Here is a 22,054-nt window from a genome sequence, read left to right as displayed (position 1 = left end):
GCACCGGCGCGAGTCTGCTATCTTCCCGGGCATCTCATCGCTTTTCCGCCGATTCTCCATGACTGACCGCATCGTTGCCGCATTCGATTTCGACGGCACCATCACGACGACCGACAGCTTTCGCCATTTCGTCCGCTATGCGGTCGGCACGCCACGCTTTGCTTGGGCCGGCTTGCGTGCGCTGCCGTGGATCGTCGCGATGAAGGCCGGGCTGATGTCGCGCGGCGATGCGAAAGCGAAGTTCGCGTCGTTCGCATTCGGGCCGGTGCGCGAGGACGCGCTCGATGCGCAGGCGCGCACGTTCGTCGACAGCTACCTGCCGAGCCTCGTGCGTCCGGAAATGCTCGACCGCATTCGCGAGCATCGGGCACGCGGGCACGAGCTCGTGCTGGTGAGCGCGTCGCCGTCGCTGTATCTGGAGAAGTGGGCGAAGACGGCCGGCTTCGATGCGGTGCTCGCGACGCGGCTCGCGTTCGAGCGCGGCACCTTCGCCGGGCGGCTCGACGGCGAAAACTGCTGGGGGCCGCAGAAGGTCGTCAGGCTGCGCGGGTGGTGGGGCAACCGGCCGCCGAAGCAGCTGTTCGCGTATGGCGACAGCCGTGGCGACAAGGAAATGGCCGAACTCGCGAACTGGTCGTGGATCCGCGGGCAAGGGCCGATGCCGCCGATCGGCGGCTGACGCAGTTCGTTACGCGTCGGCCTGAGCCTGGCGCGTGCCGCGCGCCGGACGATACGTACCCCAGCGATTCGCCCGCGCGAACGTGCCGACGTCGTTGAAGCGCACCCCGACTTCACGCAGCGCCGCATGCGCGGTGCGCGCGGTCAGCTGGCGGATGTAGAACGGGTCGCGCACCACGAAGTGATGGATCGCGTGCGTGCTGCCGAAATTGAAGCAGAACAGCTGGAACGGCAGCATCCACCACGGGTTGAGGACCTGGGTCTGCTGGATCACGTTGCGCGAATCGATGTCGCCGAAGTAGTGCATGTTCGAGCTGACGAAGTTGATGCAGAAGCTGCGCACGAAGTTCGGCCCGAGCCACACCACGGCCAGGAAATCGACAACGCTCATCACGCGTTCGACGAGGGCCGGCACCGTCACCGGGTAGCCGAACGCATGCAGCGCGAACAGGCCGACGTGATAGACGATGAACGCGTGCCACAGCACGTAGTACACGTGACCGACCGGCATGTACGACGACACCTGTTCGACGCGCAGCTGCAGGCGCTCGGACGGATCCTGCACCGGCTGCGCGGCCACATACTGCTTGACCTTGCGGCGCATCGCGGCCGGCCGCAGCACGACGGCGAGCATGCCGTCCGCGATCATCAGCAGGCGTTTCACGCCCCAGCGCTCGCCGTTGGTGATGCCGTATTCCTCGAGATCCGATTCGCCGCCCGACACCTTGTGGTGATGCAGGTGCATGCGCCGCCGCGTCCACGGGTTGATCGTGCCGGGCCGCGTGAGCCAGCACAGCGCCATCATCAGGTGATAGGCCCACGGCGTCTTCTTGAAGTACATCAGGTGGATCAGGTCGTGCTCGAGCTCGTGGATCAGCGACGTGACGAACGCGGCGAGCGGCAGCGCGACATACCACGCGATCGCACCGCGCGCATACAGCCAGGCGATCGCGAGCATCGCGCTCACCGAGACGGTCATCACGGTCGCGCCGACGAGGTTCTGGTTGTCGAGCAGCGGAACGCGCGCGCGGATCGCGTCGCTCGCGGCGTTGACCTCGCGGCGGACGTACGCGACCTTGTCCGCGTCGTTGCGAAAGGCGGTTCGTGCGGGTTGGCTCATCGACCGGGGTTCCTGCGGAAAGGGTGGGGCGCAATGCCGATGTGACAAGCATAGGCGCGCGCCGGACCGCACGCGAGGGCCGCCGGTGCCAATGGCGGTGTCATTTCGGGCCACGATGGCCGGCCGGCACGGCTAGAGTCTCGCCCCGGTGTCATTGCGGGCCAGCGACGCTACAATCCGCCGAAACCGCTCCGGAGTCCGCCGCATGGTCCTGTCCGTCCCGGATGCCGCGCGCCAGCTGAACAAGGCGACGGTGTCGTCCGCGTATGCGCTGTTCATGCTGATGCTGGCCGAGGAGCGCGGCATCGATGGCGGCCGCATTCTTGCCGGCTCGGGCGTCGAGCGCGACCGGCTCGCGCAGCCCGATGCGCGCATCACGCCGCTGCAACAGGCGGCGATCGTGTTCAACCTGCTCGACGCCACCGACGACCCGTCGATCGCGATCGAGATCGGCCTGCGCAGCAGCCTGACGAAAGCGGGACTGATCGGTTTCGGGCTGATGAGCTGCGCGACGCTCGGCGAGGCGATCGCGCTCGGCATCCGCTATCTGCCGACGCGCGTGCCGTTCTTCTCGGTGCGGCTCGCGCAGCTCGACGGGATCGTCGACATCGATGTGCTCGAAGCGTTTCCGCTGGGCCGGCTGCGGCAGTTCGCGGTCGAGAACTTCCTGGTCGAGACGGCGATCCTGTTCAATTCGCTGCTGTATCCGGTGCCGGGGCGCACGCTGCAGTCGCGTGCCGAACTCCATTTCGAATGGCCCGAGCCGCCGTGGTTCGAGCGTTATCGCGCGCGGCTGCCGCGCTGCCATTTCGACGCGAGAGCGAACCGCATCCGCTGTGACGCCGCGCTGCTCGGCGAACCGATCGGCACCGCGAACGCGCATACCGCGCAGATGATCGTGCAGCAGTGCGAGGCCGAACTCGCGCGGCTCGGCTATGCGGAAAGCATCGTCGAGCGCGTGCGCAACCTGCTGATCTGCGGCGAGGGCGGTTATCCGTCGGTCGACGACGTCGCGCGCGAGCTGCATGTGTCGGCGCGTACGCTCAAGCGCAAGCTCGCCGAGTACGGCGCGACCTATTCGGCGCTGCTCGACGAGATCCGGTTGCGCGACGCGCTGCGGCTGCTCGAGGGGACGAGGCTGCCGGTCGACGAGATCGCCGCGCGCGTCGGCTATACGGATCGCGCCAATTTCACGCGTGCGTTCAAGCGCTGGACGGGCGTCGCGCCGAGCGAGCGGCGCTGAACGCGGGGACGTACCGGTCAGCGTTGTGGGCCTGCCGAGTCATGCCGAGCGCCACGACTTCAGACGGTCGCGACCCAGTTCGCACCGCGCCCGCCGGCCACGCGCGCGTGCGGCGACAGCGCGCCGTCGTCTGGCGCGATCGCATACACCGACACGAATTCCGACTGTTCGCCGCAGGCGACGAGCCAGCGTCCCGACGGGTCGATCGCGAACCCGCGCGGCTGCGTCTCGGTGGCGGTCGCGTGCGCGGGTTCGAACCTGCCATCCTCGGTGCGGCGATAGCAGAGCAGGCGGCTCGACGTGCGTTCGCTGACGTAGGCGAAACGCTCGTCGGGCGTCAGGTGCAGGTCGGCGGCCCAGACGGACGGCTCGGCGGGCACGGGCGGCCGTGCATGGCCTTGCGCGAGTTCGGCGACGGCCGGATGGCGCGCGCTCACGTGTGCATCGCCAAGCCGGCCGGTGTCGGGATCGCGCGCGAACGTCGCGAGCGTGGCCTGGAATTCGCTGACGACGACGAGCGTACGGCCGTCATCCGCGAAATGCAGGTGACGCGGGCCGAACCCGGCCGGCACGCGCGTTTCGCCGTGTTCGAGCGCGCGCAGGCCGCCCGCGTCCTCGACGAGCGCGAAGCTGAACACGCGATCCGAGCCGAGCGAGCTGACGTACGCGAAACGGTTGTCCGGCGACACGATCACCGAGTGTGCGTTCGCGATGCCGCCCACGACCTGCAGCGGCGCGCCGTCGCCGTCGCGGACGCGCGCGGCGTCGTAAAGGCTCAGCGAATTCCCGCCGTACGACGCGCCGAGCAGCCAGCGGCCGCTGCGGTCGAGCGACAGGTACGCATGGCTTGCGTCGATCGCGGTTGCGCCGATGCGCACGAGCGCGCCGGTGGCCGGTACGACGCGGAACGCGACGATCGTCGGCTGTTCGCCGCGCGTCGAGACGTAGAGCCGTGCGCGGTCGGCTTGTACGGCGATCGGCATCGCGACGTCGCCGGCAGGGTAGCGGGCGAGCGGCGCGAGCGTGCCGTCGCCGGCGAGGGAGAACGTGGCGAGGTCGCCGTCGGCGGCATTCGAGACGACGACGGTCAGGCGGTCAGTGTTCGGCATGGCGGAGCATCGAAGCGTTCGTGAAGGAGTCGTCGGCCGGCAGGCCGCGCGGCGGATCGCTGCGCCGGTGGGTGCGCGCGAACAGCGCGGCGACCGCGGCGACGAGCGAAGCGATCGCGAGCGCATACAGCCCGCCCGTGATCGAACCCGTATGTTGCTTCAGATAGCCGAAGGCCGTCGGCGCGACGAAACCGCCGAGGTTGCCGACCGAGTTGATCAGCGCGATCACGGCCGCGGCCACGCGCGTGTCGAGATAGCCCTGCGGGATCGGCCAGAACAGCGATGCCGCGGCCTTGAAGCCGAGCGCGGCGAAGCAGATCGACGCGAACGACCATACCGGGTTGTGCGACGTCGACGCGAACAGCCCGCATGCGGCGAGCACGAGCGAGCACGCGAGCCAGCGCTGCGGATGCTTCCACTTCGACGACAGCACCGCGAAGCCGTACATCGCGCCGATCGCGATCATCCACGGAATCGTGTTGTACAGGCCGACCTGGAAATCGGTGAGGCCGCCCATCTTGCGGATGATCGTCGGTAGCCAGAACGTGGCCGCGTAGATCGTCAGCTGGATCGCGAAATACAGGAAGCAGAACAGCATGATCTGCGGATCGCGCAGCAGCGCGCCGGCGCGCACCGGCACGTTCGAGCGGACGTCGCGCGTCGCGCGCTCTTCGTCGAGCGCGTTCTGGAGCGCCGTGCGTTCTTCGGCCGTGAGCCACGTGGCGTCGCGGATATGCGATTTCAGCAGCAGCCAGCTCGCGCCGCACAGTGCGACCGAGAACATCCCCTCGATCAGGAACATCCACTGCCAGCCTTCGAGGCCGAAGCCGCGCACCGACAGCAGCGCACCCGTGACGGGCCCGGACAGCACCGACGCGAAGGCGGAGCCGCCGAGGAAGATCGCCATCGCCTTGCCGCGTTCCTGCGGCGGCAGCCATTGCGACAGGTACAGCACGACGCCGGGGAAGAAGCCGGCCTCGGCGGCGCCGAGCAGGAAGCGCAGCGCGTAGAACGACGTGTCGTTCCACACGAACGCCATCGCGGCGGCGACGATGCCCCACGTCGCCATGATCCGGGCCAGCCACACGCGCGCGCCGTAGCGCTGCATCAGCAGGTTCGACGGCACTTCGAACAGCGCGTAGCCGACGAAGAACAGCCCGGCGCCGAGGCCGTACGCGGCCGCGCCGATGCCGATCGACGCTTCGAGATGGCGATCGACGAAGCCGACGTTCACGCGGTCGATGTAATTCGCGATGAACATGATCAGCACGAGCGGCAGTACATGCCACTTCACTTTCGAGACGGCGGACGCGAGCGGGTCGCGTCCGGGCAGGGCGGGCGAGGGCGGGTTCAAGCGTGTCTCCGATCGGGCGGGGGCGGACGGGGCGGTTGCCCGCGTTCGCATCTGGGTGGCTGTCTGGATGGTATGTCGTCGTATGACATGGTACGCCTGAGAGACGATGAAGACGTCGCGGGTTTACCCGGAAATTTCGCAGATATTGGGGAATCTCACGAGATCGGTTGGGTATCCAGCCATGTCTGATGACATATGACATGAAATGAGTATGCGCCGATCACCGGACACCCGGTCGCGACCCGTGCGCGCGGTGCATCGACCGGGCAGCCCGTTCGGCGCCCGCCGCCGCGGCCGTTACGCCATCGACACGACGCTGTTGAGCAGCGTCTTCACGAGCACGGCCTGCCGCGTCGCGCCCGTTTTCGCGAAGATGCCGCGCAGGTGCGCACGCGCGGTGTTTTTCGTGATGCCGGTCGCGGTGGCGGCCTCGTCGAGCGTCAGCCCGTCGACGAGCAGCAGCGCGATTTCGGTTTCCATCGGCGTGAGCCGGAACAGCCGGTGCAGCATGTCGCGCGACGTCTGCGGCGACGATGCCGGATCGCGGACGAACACCGCGACGGCCGGCCGGTGCTGGCGGTCCTCGGCGCCGCGGTAGGGCGCGAGCGGGCGCAACAGCACGCTCAGCGGCATCGCGCCGCCGGGGCGCGACAGCGTGGTGGCTTCGATACGCGCGAGCGCGCCCGCGCGGAAATGCTCGAGCGCGGCCTGCAGCGCCTTCTGCAGCCGCCGCTCGTCGAGCGGGCACGATGCATGGAGCCGCTCCTGGCGCATGCACAGCCCGTCCTGCTGCTCGATCAGCCGCTCGGCGATGCGGTTGCGCTTGATCACGCGGCCGTCCTCGTCGACGATCGCGGTGCCGACGTCGAGCCGGTCGACGGTGCCCGCATACAGCGCGCGTTCGGCATCGAGCACGTCGAACGCCGCATGCAGTTCGACCGCCCGCTGCAGGTGCGGCAGCAGCGTCGCGATCCGTGCGCGCTCGGCCGGGTCGAAATCGCGACCGCCGTGCGCGCGGCTCACGAAGAACGCGCATTCGACGCCGCGTTCGCCGCGCAGGTTCGCGCCGAGGATGTAGCGCAGGTCGAGCGGCTGCAGGTACTGCCGATAGAAATCGTGCGCGCGCCACGCGGTTTCGCCGAACAGCCGGTCGGCCGTGAAGACCTGGCCGGGCGGCTGGTCGAGAAACGGGCACAGCGCATAGAACTGCTCGCTGTACGACGGCTCGCCGGGTAGCAGCGGGCCGTGCGCCGACGCGTTGATGATGAGCCCGTGCCGTGCGCCGCCCGGATTGCGCAGCACGAGCGTCGTGAAGCTCGCGTCGAGCCGCGCGCGGAGCGCTTCGAGGAAGCCGGCCCACGGGGTCGTTTCCGACGGGCCCTGATAGACGAGCCCGAGCCACGCGCTGAGTTCGCGCGCCGTCCACGCCGCGTCGTCGAAACCGTCGTGCGCGGCCGGGTCGCCGGGCGCCAGCGCGATGGACATGCTCGTGTTCTCCTGGTCGGGATGAAGGACTCCCGGACCAGCATACCGGCCGGCTGGCGGCCCGCGTCATCCGAACGGAGTAGGCGGCGCGGGCAGGCGGGCAACCGCCGGGCTGCCCGCTGGCGGTGCTTACGCCGCGCGTTCGCGCAGCAGGTACGCGACGATGCGGTCGGCCGCTTCTTCAGGCGACTCGGCGACCGTGTCGACGCGCAGCTCGGGCTGCGCCGGCGGCTCGTACGGCGAATCGATGCCGGTGAAGTGCTTCAGTTCGCCGCGCCTTGCCTTCCGGTACAGACCCTTCGGATCGCGCTGCTCGGCGACCGCGAGCGGCGTGTCGACGAACACCTCGACGAACTCGTCTGGGCCGACCATCGCGCGCGCCATGTCGCGTTCCGCGCGGAACGGCGAGATGAACGACACGAGCGTGATGAGTCCCGCGTCGAGCATCAGCCGCGCGACTTCGGCGACGCGCCGGATGTTCTCCACGCGATCGGCCTCGGTGAAACCGAGATCGCGATTGAGCCCGTGGCGCACGTTGTCGCCGTCGAGCAGGTACGTGTGCTTGCCGAGCGCGTGCAGCCGCTTCTCGACGAGGTTCGCGATGGTCGACTTGCCGGCGCCGGACAATCCCGTCAGCCACACGATGCGCGGCGTCTGCGCCTTCTGCGCGGCACGCGCGGCGCGGTCGACGTCGACGGCCTGCCAGTGCACGTTGTGCGCGCGGCGCAGTGCGAAGTGCAGCATCCCGGCGCCGACCGTGTCGTTGGTGAAACGGTCGATCACGATGAAGCCGCCCGTGTGGCGGTTGCGGTCGTACGGATCGAATGCGACGGGGCGGTCGAAGCTCAGGTTGCACACGCCGATCTCGTTGAGCGCGAGCGTGCGCGCCGCGAGATGCTCGCGCGTGTTCACGTCGATCTTGTACTTCGGCGTCGCGCACGTCGCGCCGACCGTCTGCGTGCCGAGCTTCACGAGATACGGGCGGCCGGGCAGCAGCGGCTCGTCGTGCATCCAGACGAGCGTCGCCTCGAACTGGTCGGCCACCTCGGGCGGCGCATCCGCGCGCGCGATCATGTCGCCGCGGCTGATGTCGATCTCGTCGGCGAGCGTGAGCGTCACCGCGTCGCCGGCGCGCGCGATGTCGCTTTCGCCACCTTGCGTGATCACCGACGCGACGCGGCTCTCCTTGCCGGACGGCAGCACGCGCACGCGTTCGCCGACACGGATCTCGCCCGACGCGATGCTGCCCGCATAGCCGCGGAAATTCAGGTGCGGGCGGTTGACCCACTGTACCGGCAGCCGGAACGGTTCGTCGCGCGTCACGCGCGCGGCGAGCGGCAGCGTGTCGAGATGCTGCATCAGCGTCGGGCCGGCGTACCACGGCATCCGCGCGCTCGGCACGATCACGTTGTCGCCGCGCAGTGCCGACATCGGGATGCTGACGATCTCCGCCAGCCCGAGCTCGGCCGCGAACGCGCGGTAGTCGGCGGCGATGCGCTCGAATACGGCACGGTCGTAGTCCACCAGGTCCATCTTGTTGATCGCGAGCACGACGCGCTTGATGCCGATCAGCGCGACGAGGTGGCTGTGGCGGCGCGTCTGCGTGAGCACGCCCTTGCGCGCATCGATCAGGATCACTGCAAGGTCGGCGGTCGACGCGCCGGTGATCATGTTGCGTGTGTATTGCTCGTGGCCGGGCGTGTCGGCGACGATGAACTTGCGTCGCGCGGTCGCGAAGAAGCGGTACGCGACGTCGATCGTGATGCCTTGCTCGCGCTCGGCCGACAGGCCGTCGACGAGCAGCGCAAAATCGAGTTCGCCGCCCTGCGTGCCGACCTTCTTCGAATCGGCTTCGAGCTGCGTGAGCTGGTCGTCGAACAGCATGTTCGATTCGTAGAGCAGGCGGCCGATCAGCGTGCTCTTGCCGTCGTCGACGCTGCCGCACGTGATGAAGCGCAGCAGATCCTGGGTTTGCGCGTGCGTCTCGCCGGCAGCGCGTGCATCGGGGGTGGGGCGCGCGAGCGTGTCGGGCGCGGTGAAAACGTGTGCCATCAGAAATAGCCCTCCTGTTTCTTCTTTTCCATCGAACCGGCCGAATCGCTGTCGATCAGTCGTCCTTGCCGTTCGGACGTGCGCGTCTCGCGCATCTCCTGCAGGATGTCGTCGAGCGACGTCGCGTCGCTGTCGATCGCGCCCGTCAGCGGATAGCAGCCGAGCGTGCGAAACCGCACCTTGCGCATCTGCGGCACTTCGCCTTCACGCAGCGGCAGGCGTTCGTCGTCGACCATAATTAGCGCGCCGTCGCGCTCGACCACGGGCCGTTCCTTCGCGAAATAGAGCGGCACGATCGGGATGTCGTGAAGCTGGATGTACTGCCAGATGTCGAGCTCGGTCCAGTTCGAGATCGGGAACACGCGCAGGCTTTCGCCTTTGCGCTTGCGCGCGTTGTACAGCGACCAGAGTTCGGGGCGCTGGCGCTTCGGGTCCCAGCGGTGCTGTTCCGAACGCAGCGACACGATGCGCTCCTTCGCGCGCGATTTCTCCTCGTCGCGGCGGGCGCCGCCGAACGCGGCGTCGAAGCCGTAGTGGTCGAGTGCCTGCTTGAGCCCCTGGGTCTTCCACACGTCGGTGTGCACGGCCGAGCCGTGCGTGAACGGATCGATGTCGTTCGCGACGCCGTCGGGGTTGATGTGCACGCGCAGGTCGAGGCCGAGGCGCGCGGCCGTCTCGTCGCGAAACGCGATCATCTCGCGGAATTTCCAGGTCGTATCGACGTGCAGCAGCGGAAAGGGCGGGTTCGCCGGGTAGAACGCCTTCATCGCGAGATGCAGCATGACCGAGCTGTCCTTGCCGATCGAATACAGCATCACCGGGTTCTCGCTCTCCGCGACCACCTCGCGCATGATGTGGATGCTTTCAGCCTCCAGTCGCTCCAAGTGGGTCAACATCGTTCGTCTCCTTGTTTCATGCCGGCGCCGCGCGACATGTGCGGCGTTTCGTGCATGACACCAACGGTATCGAGCGAGCGGCATGCCGCTCTTCGTCCGGGTGGACTAAATCGCGGCATGGCGGTGGCGCGGATCTTTCCTTAGTCCACCCGGACGAAGTGGCGCGCGGCGATGGCGCATAAGGTGAGCGCTCGACCATCGGCGGAGACGACACATGACGGACGACACACGTGCCACGCAATTGCTTTCGGGCCAGACCTGGGCCGATTTCTGCGACACCCTGAAACGCAGCGGACAACAGATCCTGCGCGCCGAGGCGCCGGACGATCCGCTGACCCGCGCGGAGGGATTTCGCTACCTGAGCCGGCTGATGCGCATCGCACTCGAAATGCACGTCGAGTTCGCGGACGGCGCGTGGCCCGGATTTTTCTCGCCGTCGCACGAGACCGCGAAGATCGGCGCCGACAATCCCGACAACCTGTACCAGTACGCGCGTCTCGACGGCCGCTGCGAATACCGTGTGACGGGGCGGCGCGGCACGGTCGCGTACCTGAGCTTCGGCACGCAGAAGGGCGGCTACGAGACCGACGGCAAGATGCTGCAGACAGGCTTTCTCGACGCGAAGCAACTTGAGATCGCGCCGGACGGCAGCTTCGAGATCGTCTTGAGCGAAACGCCGCGCGCGGGCAACTGGGTCCGCATGGAGCCGGGCACCAACGCGTTACTGGTGCGCCAGACTTTCCTCGACCGTCGTGCGGAAACCCCGGCGCAGCTGAAGATCGAGCGCATCGGTGCCGGCGATCGCCCGGCGCCGCTCGACCCGCTCGTGCTGCAGGGCGGCCTTACGCGCGCCGCGCAGTTCGTCGAGCAGACCGCGAAGCTGTTCGCGGACTGGGCCGCGAGCTACCGGTCGCACGTGAATGCGCTGCCGCCCGCCGACCAGGCGCTGTGCCAGTCGGTCGGCGGCGATCCGAACATCTACTACTACCACTCGTGCTGGTCGCTGGCCGACGACGAAGCGCTCGTGATCGACGTCGACACGGTGCCCGACTGCGATTTCTGGAACGTGCAGCTCAACAACTACTGGATGGAGTCGCTCGATTACCGGCACTTCGATATCTGCGTGAACAAGCACAGCGCACGGCTGAATGCGGACGGCGACGTGACGGTGGTGGTCGCGGCCGCGCAGCCGGGCGACGCGAACTGGCTCGATACGGCCGGGCATCGCGCGGGCACGATCTGCTGGCGCTGGGTCGGGGCCGCGCAGCCGGTGCATCCGCGCACGCGTGTGGTGAAGCTCGCGACGCTGAAGGAGGCGGCATGAATGCGCCGCTTGACCGGATCCGCACGCTGCTTGCAGCCGACGGGTTGATCGCCGAAGCCGTGTCGCGTACGGGCGGGCTCACGGCGTTCGGTGACGGGCCGTATCGCGAAGCGCTCGACGTGATGTGCGCGTCGCTGATCGACGAAGCGAACCTGTCCGCGCGCGGTGCGGAGATGATGCGCGAGAAGCTCGTCGGCCAGCTCGTGAACCGGCTCGTCGTCGAGGCTTACTTCCTGCGTCATCCGGAGATCGCGGACATCGCGATCGACGATCCGCTGGTGATCGTCGGCCTGCCGCGCACCGGCACCACGCTGCTGCAGCGCCTGCTGGCCGTCGACCCGCGCTTCCACACGGCCGCGTGGTGGGAAACCCGCTACCCGGCGCCGCTCGCGGGCGAGACGCTTGCCGAGCCGACGGTGCGCATCGCGCGCGCGCAGGCGGAGGTCGCGACGATGATCGACTGTATTCCGCAGATCCTGACGATCCATCCGCTCGATGCGATGCTCGCGGACGAGGAGTTCATGCTGATGGAACATGCGTTCGTGTGTGCGATGGATTCGTACGCGAACGTGCCGCGCTATACGGCGTGGCTCGCGCAGCAGGATCTCACGCCGGTCTACACGTACCTGAAGCGGATGCTGCAGTTCCTGCAGTGGCAAAAGATGCAGCGCGGCGTCGCGCCGGCCGCGCGCTGGCTGCTGAAGACGCCACAGCACCTGCATGCGCTCGACGTGCTGTGCCGCGTGTTTCCGCGCGCGCAGGTCGTGCTGACGCACCGCGATCCGGCGCAGACGATTCCGTCGATGGCGAGCATGGCGCACACGCTGTGGCAGATGTATGCGGACGATCCTGATCCGCTCGCCGTCGGCGCGCAGTGGAACGCGGGGATGGCGCGCGCGATCGGCGCGGCGATGGCTGCGCGCGATGCGCTGCCGGCCGACCGGTTCCTCGACGTGCGATTCGAGGACACGGTGTCGAATCCGCTCGGCGTTGCCGAGGCCGTGTACGCCTTTGCCGGCATGCCGCTCGATGCGCGGCAGCGCGCGGCGATGACGGACTGGATGGCGCGCAACGGCCGCGACAAGCGTGCCGCGCACGACTATTCGATCGCGCGCTTCGGTTTCACCGATGCGCAACTGGCGCGCGACTTCGCCGCGTATCGCGCGCGGCACCTGCGGGCGGCCGGCTGACGGGCGGGCTCGCGAGACCAACGATAACCAGGAGACAAGCCATGTTGCTGAAGGACAAGATCGTCGTGATTTCCGGGATCGGGCCGGGGCTCGGCGTGAAGCTCGCCGTCGAGGCCGCGCGCGAGGGGGCGCGCGGTGTGATCGTCGCGGCGCGCACGATGGAAAAGCTCGACGACGCCGAAACGCGGATTCGTGCGCTCGGTGTCGATTGCGACGTGCTGAAGGTGAAGACCGACATCACCGACCGCGCGCAATGCCGGCAGCTTGCGACGCAGGCCGTCGAGCGCTTCGGCCGGATCGATGCGCTCGTGAACAGCGCATTCGTGCACGGCACGTTTCCGGAGCCGGTGGAGGAAGCCGACCTCGACGGCTGGCGCGCGGTGTTCGACACCAACGTGTTCGGCACGATGGCACTCACGCAGGAAGTCGTGCCGCACATGAAGCGGCAGAAGCGCGGCGCGATCGTGATGATCAACACGCAGGCGACCCGCAAGCCATTTGCAGGGGAAGGCGGCTACGCTGTATCGAAGGGGGCGCTCGCGGTTGCGGCAAAATACCTGGCGCGCGAACTCGGCGTGCACGGCATACGCGCGAACAGTATCCACATGGGGTGGATGTGGGGCGTGCCGACGCAGACGTATTTCCGGCAGGCGGCCGCCGAGTACGGGCTGACGGAGGAGCAGATCATCGCGCCGATCGCGTCGAACATCGCGCTCGCGAAGCTGCCGACCGACGATGACTGCGCGCGCGCGGCGCTGTTCCTCGCGTCGGACTACGCGAACGCGGTGACCGGCGCGACGCTCGACGCAAACGGCGGCGATTTCATGCCCTGACGATGGAGCAAAGAATCATGCAGGACAACCACGAAGTACAACATTTCTTTGCATTCAACGGCGATGCGGACGGGCTGTGCGCGCTTCAGCAACTGCGGCTCGCGGAGCGCGTGCGCGGCACGCTCGTGACCGGTGTGAAGCGCGACATCAAGCTGCTCGAGCGGATCGGCGCGCGGGCGGGCGACCTCGTCACGGTGCTCGACGTGTCGCACGACCAGAATCGCGATGCGTGCGCGCGGCTGCTGGGCGACGGCGCGACGGTCCGCTATTTCGACCATCACTTCGCGGGCGAGCTGCCCGACGATCCGCGCTTCGCCGCGCATATCGACACGGCGGCCGACGTCTGCACGAGCGCGATCGTGAACCGTTATCTTGGCGGGCTGCACGTGCGCTGGGCGATCGTCGCGGCATTCGGCGACGAACTGCCGGCGCTTGGCAATGCGCTCGCGCGCGAACATGGGATCGACGAGGCGGAACGCGACACGCTCGCCGAACTCGGGCTCTACCTGAACTACAACGCATACGGCGAGTGTGTGGGCGATCTGCATTTCGACCCGGCGGCGCTCGCCGACGCGATGCTGCCTTGCATCGATCCGCTCGATTTCGTGCGCGAGACGGCTGTGTTCGCCGCGCTGCGCGACGGCTACCGCGACGACATGGCGCATGCGTGCGCGCTCGCGCCGCTGCGCGAGGTGCCGGGTGCGACACTGGTCCGGATGCCTGATCATCCGTGGGCGCGGCGCGCGACGGGCATGCTCGCGAACGAGCGGATGCGCAACGCACCGGATGCGGCGCTCGCGGTGCTGTCGCCGCGCGCGGACGGCGGCCTCGTCGTCAGCGTGCGCGTGCCCGATGGCCGGCCGCTCGGCGCCGACGAGTTCTGTCGCGGCTTTCCGACCGGCGGCGGGCGCAAGCGCGCGGGCGGCATCAACCATCTGCCGGAAGCCGAGTTCGACGCGTTCGCCGAGCGATTCGAGGCGGCGTTCCGGCTCGATTGATTGACGCGATGGTCCGAGATGCGTGTGCCGTGCAGCTATCGCATAGCGCGCGCATCGCGAATGGATCAACCGGTCGCGCCCGCGAGCGTGGCAGGCACGTTGTGACCGTAGCAGCGCTCCTCGACGCGCTCGGCGATGCGCCAGCCCTGCGCGGTGCGCATGAACCGGTCGACGTACCACAGCCCGAGAAACATCACCTGCGTGCCGCCGTCCGGCAGCACGACCTCCATCGGATTGAAGCAGATCGTGCGGCCGCGCGCGGTATTGCGGTCGAGCCGGATCGACAGGTTGCCGACCAGGTGCTGGTACTGCGGAAACTGCGGCAGCACGGTGCGCAGCCACGCCTTCACCTCCGGATAGCGGCCGGCGATGCCACCCATCGCGCGATAGTCGATTGCCGCGTCGGGCGTGAACACCGCGTCGAGCGCGTCGAAGTCGCGCGTGTCGATCGCGCTCGAATACGCGACGACCAGCTCGCGGATATCGTGATGGTCGGACAGCGTTTGCAGATCGGGCATCGATGGCTCCCGGTCACGCGCTGTTGCGCCGACGTGCCGCATGGAGCGCTTCGGCGCGCTGCTTCACGTCGCGTGCGCACTGGTCGAAGCCCTGTTTCACCCACGCGCCGTGGTGCTGCATGATCGTGTCCGCATTGAGGCCAAGGAACTGGTCGGTCGTGAAATAGCGGCAGCGCTCCGCGCCGATCGCATCGATGTACTGGTCGCGGCGCGCGGCGTCCTTGTTGTCGTCGGTCGGGCGCTGCTCCCACGACAGCAGGCGTTCGGGTTCGTACGCAACGAGGATCTCGCTGACGGGAATCACGGTCTCCGTGCCGGGAATGCGCACCTGCATGTGCACGAAATCGCCGAGCCTGCCGGTCGTTTCGAAGCCGACGCAAAACGTGTTCCATTCGCCGTAGCGCGGGAAGTCGGTCAGCACGTCCCAGACGACGGAGGCCGGCGCGTCAATGTCGACGGTGATCGAGGTGACGAGATTCGAGGGTTTGGTCATGGCGGCGTATCGGATGAAGCCGCGCGTACCCGGGTGGCGGGAAACGTCGCGGCGGTCGGAAGGATTCGCGCCGGTATCGGTCGGCGCGCGTGACGGGTGCGGATCGGGACGTGCGGGGGCGTTCGACGCTGGCACATGCCGCGCAGCGCGGCGCACCCGACATCGAGCGTAGGCCGGCGCACGCGGCGCAGAATCGTCGGAATGGACTAAGGCGTTTCACCGGGGGGCAGCGGGGTGGCGCGACTGCGGTGACCGTCGACGGCATGGGCACGCCGGCGCGTCGAACGTCGACACCACGCCGTGCAGCCGCGACAATGCGCGTTTCTTTCCGCTTTCGTCATCGAGGTGCTCGTGCCCGCCAAGCCGTCCGTTGCTCCCGCGATCGTGTGGTTCCGCGACGATCTGCGCGTGACCGACCAGCCCGCGCTGACGCGCGCGGTGGCATCGGGCCGGCCGCTCGTGTGCGTGTTCGTCGACGACACGGGCGCCGGCGCCGGGCGAGCGCTCGGCGGCGCGGCGCGCTGGTGGCTGCACGGATCGCTGGCCGGGCTCGACGCTGCGCTTGCGCGTCATGGCGGACGCCTGCTGCTGTTGCGCGGCGACGCGCAGCGCGAGATCGAGCGCGTCGTGCACGACGCGGGGGCGGCGGCCGTGTACTGGAACCGCCGCTATGCGCAACCGCAGCGCGATGCCGATGCGGCGCTGAAGGTGTCGCTCAAGGCGCGCGGCGTCACGGTCGAGAGCAGCAACGGCAGCCTGCTGAACGAGCCGTGGGAGGTGCTGACGGGCAGCGGCGCGCCGTACCAGGTGTTCACCGCGTACTGGCGCGCGGCGCGACGCGATCGCACGGTCGCCGCGCCGCTGCCGGAACCCGACCGGATCGGATTTCATCCGTGGCCGAAAACCGTGAGCGACCGGGCGCTGGCGCTCGACGCGCTCGCGTTGCGGCCGCACGCGCCGGATTGGGCCGGCGGCCTGCGCGACGCATGGCCCGCGCCCGACGAAGCTGGCGCGCATGCGCGGCTCGACACATTCCTGACGACCTCGCTCGCCGGCTATGCGGATGCGCGCGACTGCCCCGACCGGCCCGCGACGAGCCGGCTGTCGCCGTTCCTGCGCTTCGGCAACGTGTCGCCGCGACAGGTGTGGCATGCGGTGCAGGGCGCCGCGAACGCAGGTGGCGCGGCGTGCGCAGCGGGGGCTGACAAATTCCTGAGCGAACTCGGCTGGCGCGAATTCAGCTACGCGTTGCTGTATCACTTCCCGGCGTTGGCAACCGACAACTTCCGCGCGCAGTTCGATGCGATGCCGTGGCGCGACGATCCCGCCGCGCTGCGCGCATGGCAGCGCGGGCTGACCGGCTATCCGCTCGTCGATGCGGGCCTGCGCGAACTGTGGACGACCGGCTGGATGCACAACCGCGTGCGGATGGTCGTCGCGTCGTTCCTGATCAAGCATCTGCTGATCGACTGGCGTGCGGGCGAAGCGTGGTTCTGGGACACGCTGGTCGACGCCGATCTCGCGAGCAACACGGCGGGCTGGCAGTGGGTGGCCGGCTGCGGCGCCGACGCCGCGCCGTATTTCCGCATCTTCAATCCGGTCGCGCAGGGGCAGAAGTTCGATCCGGACGGCGCGTACGTGCGGCGCTGGGTGCCCGAGCTTGCCGGCCTCGACCCCGCGTCGATCCACGCGCCGTGGGAAGCGTCGCCGCTGGCGCTCGACGCGGCCGGCGTGCGGCTCGGCATCGACTATCCGGCACGGCTCGTCGAGCACGCGGCCGCGCGTGCCCGCGCGCTCGATGCGCTGGCTGCATTGCCGAAACGCAGCTGACCGCACGCTCCGGGTTGTCGCATCAATTGCAGAACGCGACGTGTTCGAGCAATGCGTACGCGACGCCCGAGCTGAAATAGGCCGCGCCGCACCACGCGACGAACGCGAGCATGCCGGCGGCCAGCGCCGCGCGGATCATGCCCATGCCGCGTTGCCCGATGCCGGACGCGCGACGCGTGCGTCGTTGATCGGCAGGTGCAGCAACGCCGCGAGCACGCCGAGCGCGATCGAGCCGATCCACAGCGGCATGTACGAATGCGTCGCGTCGTACACGAGCGCACCGAGCCAGACACCGAAGAAGCTGCCGAGCTGGTGCCCGAAGAACACGAAGCCGAACAGCGTCGCGATGTAGCGCACGCCGAACACCTGCGAGATCACGCCGTTCGTCAGCGGCACGGTGCCGAGCCACGTGAACCCCATCACGGCCGCGAACACGTAGACGCTCGCGGGCGACAGCGGCACAGCGACGAACACGGCCATCGTGAGCGCACGCACGAGGTACAGCACCGACAGCACGTACTTGCGCCGCAGCAGCCCGCCGAGATGGCCGCACGCGTAGGTGCCGGCCACGTTGGTCAGTGCGATCAGCGCGAGCGCGACGCTCGCGTGGCGCGCCGGCAGCCCGTGGTCGAGCAGGTAGGCGGGAAGATGCGTCGCGATGAAGGCGAGCTGGAAGCCGCACGCGAAGAAGCCGGCGTTCAGCAGCCAGAAGCCGCGATGCGCGAACGCCTCGCGCACGGCTTCGCCGATCGACTGGTCGGGGCCGGCGGCGCCGGCAGCCTGCGCGGGCCGGTCGCGCAGCAGCACGGCGAGCGGCGCGAGCAGCACCGCGACGAGCGCCAGCGCGATGAACGCATGCCGCCAGCCGATGCCGCCGATCAGCGTCTGGGCGACGGGCACCATGCAGAACTGGCCGAGCCCGCCGATCGCGCCCGCGACGCCGAGCGCCCAGCCGCGCCGGTCGGGCGGAAACAGGCGGCTCAGCGCGCCATAGATCGACGCGAACGCCGAGCCCGACAACGCGATGCCGATCACGAGCCCGGCGCCGACCGTGAACATGCCGGTCGTCGCCGCATGCGCCATCGTGACGAGCCCGGCCGCGTACAACAGCATCCCGGCGACGATCACGCGCAGTGAGCCGAAGCGATCGGCGACCATGCCCGTGAACGGCTGCGCGACGCCCCAGATCAGGTTCTGCAGCGCCAGCGCGAGCCCGAACGCTTCGCGCGACCAGCCGTGGTCGAGCGATACCGGCGCGAGGAACAGGCCCTGCACGTGGCGGATGCCGAGCGCGGCGCCCATGATCAGGCCGCCGGCCAGTACGGGCAGCCAGCGGCGGCGGACTTCCTGTTCGATCGGGGTCATGCGTGTCTCCGGATGAGGGCGCGCGGCAAGACGGCCGCGCTCGATCCGATTAGACGATCGGGCCCGTCGTCGCTCAAGCGATCATTCGGTCAGGTTGGCATGCGTGCGGGGAATGCGACGAGGGGTGCATGGAGTGGGGCGGGAGCGCTCGGCAGCGATCAGGGTCGTTCGCAAACGCCGCGCCGGCTTATGCCGATGCGGTGTCGTGCGCGCGCATCGCGGTATCGCATTCGGCCGCCTCGGCGAGCATCCAGTCGCGGACGTCGGCGACTTCGCGGCGCGGGGCCGGATCGTGCTGGAACAGCCAGTAGCCGTACGCATCCGACAGCGCCTGCGTGTGCGGCCCGAGTACCGCGAGCCGGCCGTCCGCGAGCATCGGCGCGACGAGCGCGAGCCGGCCGAGCGCGACGCCCTGGCCCGCGATCGCGGCCTGGATCACCTGGTCGTACTGGTTGAAACGCAGCACGCCTTTCGGGCGCGCGTCGCCGAGCCCGGCCGCGTGCAGGTGCGCGCGCCACTGCAATTGCGGCTGCGGCGGCCCGTCGAATTCAAGCAGCACGTGGTCGGCGATCGCGGCCGCGTTCGTGACGGGCCGCGCGGCGAGCGCGGGATGCGCGACCGGCACGACGATCTCGTCGAACAGGCGCAGCGCGCCGGCCGGCGCGCGGTCGCGCGGACAATAGCGGATGCCGAGGTCGATGCCTTCGGCGCGCAAATCGAGTACCTTGTCGTTCGCGGCGACGCGCAGGTCGATCTCCGGCAGGCGCGCCTGCAGCCGCCCGAGCCGCGGCAGCAGCCACAGCGCGGTGACGCCGATGCTCGCGGTGATCGTGACCGGCTGACGCTCGCGCGCGGCGGCGAGCGACGCGACGGTGTCCTGCAGGCTGTGCAGCGCCGCATCCGCGACGCGAAACAGCCGCTCGCCTTCCGGCGTGAACGCGATCTTGCGGTAGCCGCGCTGCAGCAGCGCGACGCCGAGATGCGCTTCGAGCGCGTGTACCTGGCGGCTGACCGCCGATTGCGTGACGCACAGGTCTTGCGCGGCGAGCGTGATGCTCATGCGGCGGCCGACGGCGACGAAACCGCGGACGAGGTCGAGGGAGGGGAGGCGGACGAGCGGCGTTGACATGCGCGTGACTCATGCGAATGGAGCAGCAAGATTGGTTGAGAACGCGGGGCGCGTCAAGTTCAATGGAGGCTGGTGCGGGTTGAGGAGGGGGCGGGTGCGTTCGCCTTGGCCGGCCGCGAAGCTCGGGTGGGAGTCGGTATTTGGGCGCCAATTGGGATCGACGGTGAAGTATGCGGGCTGAGTACGCGATGAAGTGCTGACTTCAGCCAACTACGCCATGGGGTTGGAGTAAGCGCTGAAGCGCTAACTGCAGCCGACCACGCCATGGGATCCGAGTAGGCGCTAAAGCGCCAACTCGGGTCGACCGCCGTGGGGTTGGAGTAAGCGCTGAAGCGCTAACTCCAGCCGACCACGCCATGGGACCCGAGTAAGCGCTGAAGCGCTAACTCGGATCGACCGCCGTGGGGTTGGAGTAAGCGCTGAAGCGCTAACTCCAACCATCCACGCCATGGGACCCGAGTAAGCGCTAAAGCGCTAACTCGGATCGACCGCCGTGGGGTTGGAGTAAGCGCTGAAGCGCTAACTCCAACCAACCACGCCATGGGACCCGCGTAAGCGCTAAAGCGCCAACGCGGGTCGACAGGAGACAAGATGACAATTTCGAACGAAGGCAACGAAATGAAGCAGGCCACCCGCGCGGCAGACGCATTGCCACCCGAGCCCGTGACGCTGCGCGCCGCCGACGGCTATGAATTGCGCGGCCATGTCTGGCGTCATCGCGGCGGCAGCGTCGCGCGGCCCGTGACGGTCATCAATTGCGCGACGTCGGTACGTTGCGACTACTACTTTCGTTTCGCGGCCTGGCTGTTCGCGCAGGGGCGCGACGTGCTCGTCTACGACTATCGCGGCATCGGCGGGTCGCGCCCGGCGCAGCTCGCGAAGCTGCGCGCGAACTGGCTCGACTGGGGGCGGCTCGATTGCGAAGCCGCGCTGCAATACGCACACGATACGTTTCCGGGCCAGCCGATCGACGTCGTCGCGCACAGCATCGGCGGGTTCGCACTCGGGCTCGCGGCATCGAACGTCCACGTGCGGCATGCGGTGACGGTCGGCGCGCAGTATGCGTACTGGCGCGATTACCTGCCGGCCGAACGGCGGCGCATGTGGTGGAAGTGGCACGTCGCGATGCCGGTGCTCGCGGCCGTGTTCGGCTACGTGCCCGCGAAGCGGCTCGGCTGGATGGAGGACACGCCGCGTGGCGTCGCGTTGTCATGGGTGCGCTCGCAGGCGCGCTTCGAGGAGGGCTATACGCGTGGCCCGCTCGCCGAACCCGCCGCGAGCCGCGCCGCGTTGCCCGCCCGCTTCGCGGGGCTGTCGGCGCCGATGCTCGCGATCGGCCTCGACGATGACGGGTTCGGCACGGTCGAGGCGATCGAGCGGCTGGTCGGCTACTACACGGGCAGCGACGTCACGCACCTGCGAATCGCGCCGGCCGACATCGGCGTCGATGCGATCGGCCATTTCGCGTTTTTCCACAGCCGCTTCACCGATACGCTGTGGCCGCTTGCGCTGTACTGGCTGCAGTACGGTGTGCTGCCGGCCGACTCGGCGGGCAAAGTGCATGCGCTTCACCCGGCATCGCGCGGGCGTGGAACGGGTAGCGGTGCGCCCGGCGTCGTCGCGAACGGGTGACGGGGTGGGGCCGCGCCACGCAGGCGCAGGCCGGGACCACACGTACCAGCGCGGCCCACGGTGCCGGCGTTGACGCCGGCGGGCCGCAACGGCGTCGCCGCACCGCCCGATCGATTAACATCGGACGTTTCGTCCCACAGGCCGCCGCCCGTCGATGCTCGTCCCGCCCGATTCTGCTTCCCCGTCCGAAACACCTCGCGCCTGGAGCGTGCACGAACTTGACGTGCCGTCTGCCGCGTCCCGCGCCGGCGTGCGGATCGTGCGTGTCGATTTCGACTGGCGCGTACCGCTTGCGTCGCCCGCGTATGCGGCACTCAGCGATGACGAGCGCGCGCGGGCCGCGCGCTTCATGCGACATGAGGATGCGGTGCGCAGCGCCGCGACGCGTGCCGCGCTGCGCGACGTGCTCGGTACGGCCCTCGGCATCGCGCCGCAGGCGGTGGCGATCGTCGTCGACGCATCGGGGCGGCCGTCGCTCGACGGCACGCATCGCGCATCGCTCGACTTCAACGTGTCGCATGCGGGCGACCATGCGCTGCTTGCGTGGGCACCCGCGGGCCGCGTCGGCGTCGATATCGAGTGCTGCAATCGTGCGGCCGACTGGCGTGCGCTGACGCGCGAAGTCTGCGCGCCCGCCGAGGCCGCCTATTTCGACAGCCTGCCGCTTGCCGCGCGCGCCGGCGAATTCATGCGCGTCTGGTGTGCGAAGGAGGCGCTGCTCAAGGCGCTCGGCACGGGCATCGTCGGCGGGCTGCGCGCGTTCGCGGTCGTGCCGCCGCGCGACGGCGCGACTCCCGCGACGACG

The 22,054-nt window shown here is 68.8% G+C and carries 20 protein-coding genes; 9 read left to right on the top strand and 11 right to left on the bottom strand.

Annotation, left to right across the window (positions count from 1 at the left end; genetic code table 11):
• Positions 1-58 precede the first annotated feature (58 nt).
• Positions 59-679 (top strand): HAD family hydrolase, encoded by a 621-nt coding sequence (locus BDO18943_RS37895; protein WP_175026214.1) that lies wholly within the window; start codon positions 59-61, stop codon positions 677-679.
• A 9-nt stretch (positions 680-688) separates the two neighbouring features.
• Here the strand turns inward: BDO18943_RS37895 and BDO18943_RS37890 are convergent, their stop codons facing one another.
• Positions 689-1,798, bottom strand: coding sequence for a fatty acid desaturase (locus tag BDO18943_RS37890; RefSeq protein ID WP_175026213.1), 1,110 nt, complete (start codon positions 1,796-1,798; stop codon positions 689-691).
• Between the two features lie 205 nt (positions 1,799-2,003).
• On the opposite strand from BDO18943_RS37890, the gene BDO18943_RS37885 reads away from it, so the two are divergent.
• The gene (locus BDO18943_RS37885; RefSeq protein ID WP_175026212.1) at positions 2,004-3,041 is read left to right on the top strand and encodes an AraC family transcriptional regulator; all 1,038 of its coding nucleotides are present in this window, start codon (positions 2,004-2,006) and stop codon (positions 3,039-3,041) included.
• Between the two features lie 59 nt (positions 3,042-3,100).
• On the opposite strand, the gene BDO18943_RS37880 is transcribed toward BDO18943_RS37885, so the two are convergent.
• From BDO18943_RS37880 to cysD, 5 genes are all read right to left on the bottom strand, one after another.
• Complete coding sequence (locus BDO18943_RS37880; protein WP_175026211.1) at positions 3,101-4,150, bottom strand: lactonase family protein; 1,050 nt, start codon at positions 4,148-4,150, stop codon at positions 3,101-3,103.
• Entirely contained in the window at positions 4,137-5,504 is a 1,368-nt protein-coding gene (locus BDO18943_RS37875) for an MFS transporter (protein WP_175026210.1), read from the bottom strand. Before BDO18943_RS37875 ends, BDO18943_RS37880 begins: the two co-directional genes overlap by 14 nt.
• A gap of 297 nt (positions 5,505-5,801) precedes the next feature.
• Positions 5,802-6,989 carry a helix-turn-helix transcriptional regulator gene (locus BDO18943_RS37870; protein WP_175026209.1) on the bottom strand — a complete coding sequence of 396 codons (1,188 nt, stop codon included), beginning with the start codon at positions 6,987-6,989 and terminating at the stop codon, positions 5,802-5,804.
• A gap of 129 nt (positions 6,990-7,118) precedes the next feature.
• Positions 7,119-9,041, bottom strand: a complete 1,923-nt coding sequence (gene cysN, locus BDO18943_RS37865) for a sulfate adenylyltransferase subunit CysN (protein ID WP_175026208.1) — start codon at positions 9,039-9,041, stop codon at positions 7,119-7,121.
• Positions 9,041-10,021 carry a sulfate adenylyltransferase subunit CysD gene (gene cysD / locus BDO18943_RS37860; RefSeq protein ID WP_265328614.1) on the bottom strand — a complete coding sequence of 327 codons (981 nt, stop codon included), beginning with the start codon at positions 10,019-10,021 and terminating at the stop codon, positions 9,041-9,043. The genes cysN and cysD overlap by 1 nt, the downstream gene beginning before the upstream one ends.
• 130 nt (positions 10,022-10,151) lie before the next feature.
• On the opposite strand from cysD, the gene BDO18943_RS37855 reads away from it, so the two are divergent.
• The 4 genes from BDO18943_RS37855 to BDO18943_RS37840 are packed head-to-tail and all read left to right on the top strand — an operon-like array spanning position 10,152 to position 14,282.
• On the top strand, positions 10,152-11,261 hold the full coding sequence (locus BDO18943_RS37855; RefSeq protein ID WP_175026206.1) for a DUF1214 domain-containing protein: 1,110 nt from the start codon (positions 10,152-10,154) through the stop codon (positions 11,259-11,261).
• A complete protein-coding gene (locus tag BDO18943_RS37850) occupies positions 11,258-12,451 on the top strand; it encodes a sulfotransferase family protein (RefSeq protein ID WP_175026205.1) in 1,194 nt (397 codons plus the stop codon). The genes BDO18943_RS37855 and BDO18943_RS37850 overlap by 4 nt, the downstream gene beginning before the upstream one ends.
• A 41-nt stretch (positions 12,452-12,492) precedes the next feature.
• The gene (locus BDO18943_RS37845) at positions 12,493-13,284 is read left to right on the top strand and encodes an SDR family oxidoreductase (protein ID WP_175026204.1); all 792 of its coding nucleotides are present in this window, start codon (positions 12,493-12,495) and stop codon (positions 13,282-13,284) included.
• 17 nt (positions 13,285-13,301) lie between these two features.
• Entirely contained in the window at positions 13,302-14,282 is a 981-nt protein-coding gene (locus BDO18943_RS37840; protein ID WP_175026203.1) for an acetyltransferase, read from the top strand.
• 65 nt (positions 14,283-14,347) lie between these two features.
• On the opposite strand, the gene BDO18943_RS37835 is transcribed toward BDO18943_RS37840, so the two are convergent.
• Both BDO18943_RS37835 and BDO18943_RS37830 read right to left on the bottom strand, forming a co-directional pair.
• Positions 14,348-14,800, bottom strand: coding sequence for a nuclear transport factor 2 family protein (locus BDO18943_RS37835; RefSeq protein ID WP_175026202.1), 453 nt, complete (start codon positions 14,798-14,800; stop codon positions 14,348-14,350).
• Positions 14,801-14,813: 13 nt separating this feature from the next.
• Positions 14,814-15,293 carry an SRPBCC domain-containing protein gene (locus tag BDO18943_RS37830; RefSeq protein WP_175026201.1) on the bottom strand — a complete coding sequence of 160 codons (480 nt, stop codon included), beginning with the start codon at positions 15,291-15,293 and terminating at the stop codon, positions 14,814-14,816.
• A gap of 351 nt (positions 15,294-15,644) precedes the next feature.
• Here BDO18943_RS37830 and BDO18943_RS37825 point away from each other — a divergent pair, with 351 nt between their 5' ends.
• Entirely contained in the window at positions 15,645-17,123 is a 1,479-nt protein-coding gene (locus BDO18943_RS37825; RefSeq protein WP_175026225.1) for a cryptochrome/photolyase family protein, read from the top strand.
• A gap of 22 nt (positions 17,124-17,145) precedes the next feature.
• Here BDO18943_RS37825 and BDO18943_RS43015 read toward each other — a convergent pair whose 3' ends face one another.
• The 3 genes from BDO18943_RS43015 to BDO18943_RS37815 form a co-directional block, all read right to left on the bottom strand.
• Positions 17,146-17,268 (bottom strand): hypothetical protein, encoded by a 123-nt coding sequence (locus BDO18943_RS43015; protein WP_260865430.1) that lies wholly within the window; start codon positions 17,266-17,268, stop codon positions 17,146-17,148.
• Positions 17,259-18,488 (bottom strand): MFS transporter, encoded by a 1,230-nt coding sequence (locus BDO18943_RS37820; protein ID WP_235996293.1) that lies wholly within the window; start codon positions 18,486-18,488, stop codon positions 17,259-17,261. Before BDO18943_RS37820 ends, BDO18943_RS43015 begins: the two co-directional genes overlap by 10 nt.
• Before the next feature lie 187 nt (positions 18,489-18,675).
• Complete coding sequence (locus BDO18943_RS37815; RefSeq protein WP_043190471.1) at positions 18,676-19,617, bottom strand: LysR substrate-binding domain-containing protein; 942 nt, start codon at positions 19,615-19,617, stop codon at positions 18,676-18,678.
• Between the two features lie 591 nt (positions 19,618-20,208).
• Between BDO18943_RS37815 and BDO18943_RS37810 the strand changes: the two genes are divergently transcribed.
• Positions 20,209-21,249, top strand: coding sequence for an alpha/beta hydrolase family protein (locus tag BDO18943_RS37810; protein ID WP_175026200.1), 1,041 nt, complete (start codon positions 20,209-20,211; stop codon positions 21,247-21,249).
• A gap of 154 nt (positions 21,250-21,403) precedes the next feature.
• Positions 21,404-22,054: 4'-phosphopantetheinyl transferase family protein (locus BDO18943_RS37805; RefSeq protein WP_175026199.1), on the top strand; the 651-nt coding region annotated here is incomplete at its 3' end.

It is taken from the genome of Burkholderia aenigmatica (assembly GCF_902499175.1).
GTDB lineage: Bacteria > Pseudomonadota > Gammaproteobacteria > Burkholderiales > Burkholderiaceae > Burkholderia > Burkholderia aenigmatica.
The sequence above is the reverse complement of the archived record's forward strand: the minus strand, read 5'-3'. Positions and strand labels throughout refer to the sequence as shown.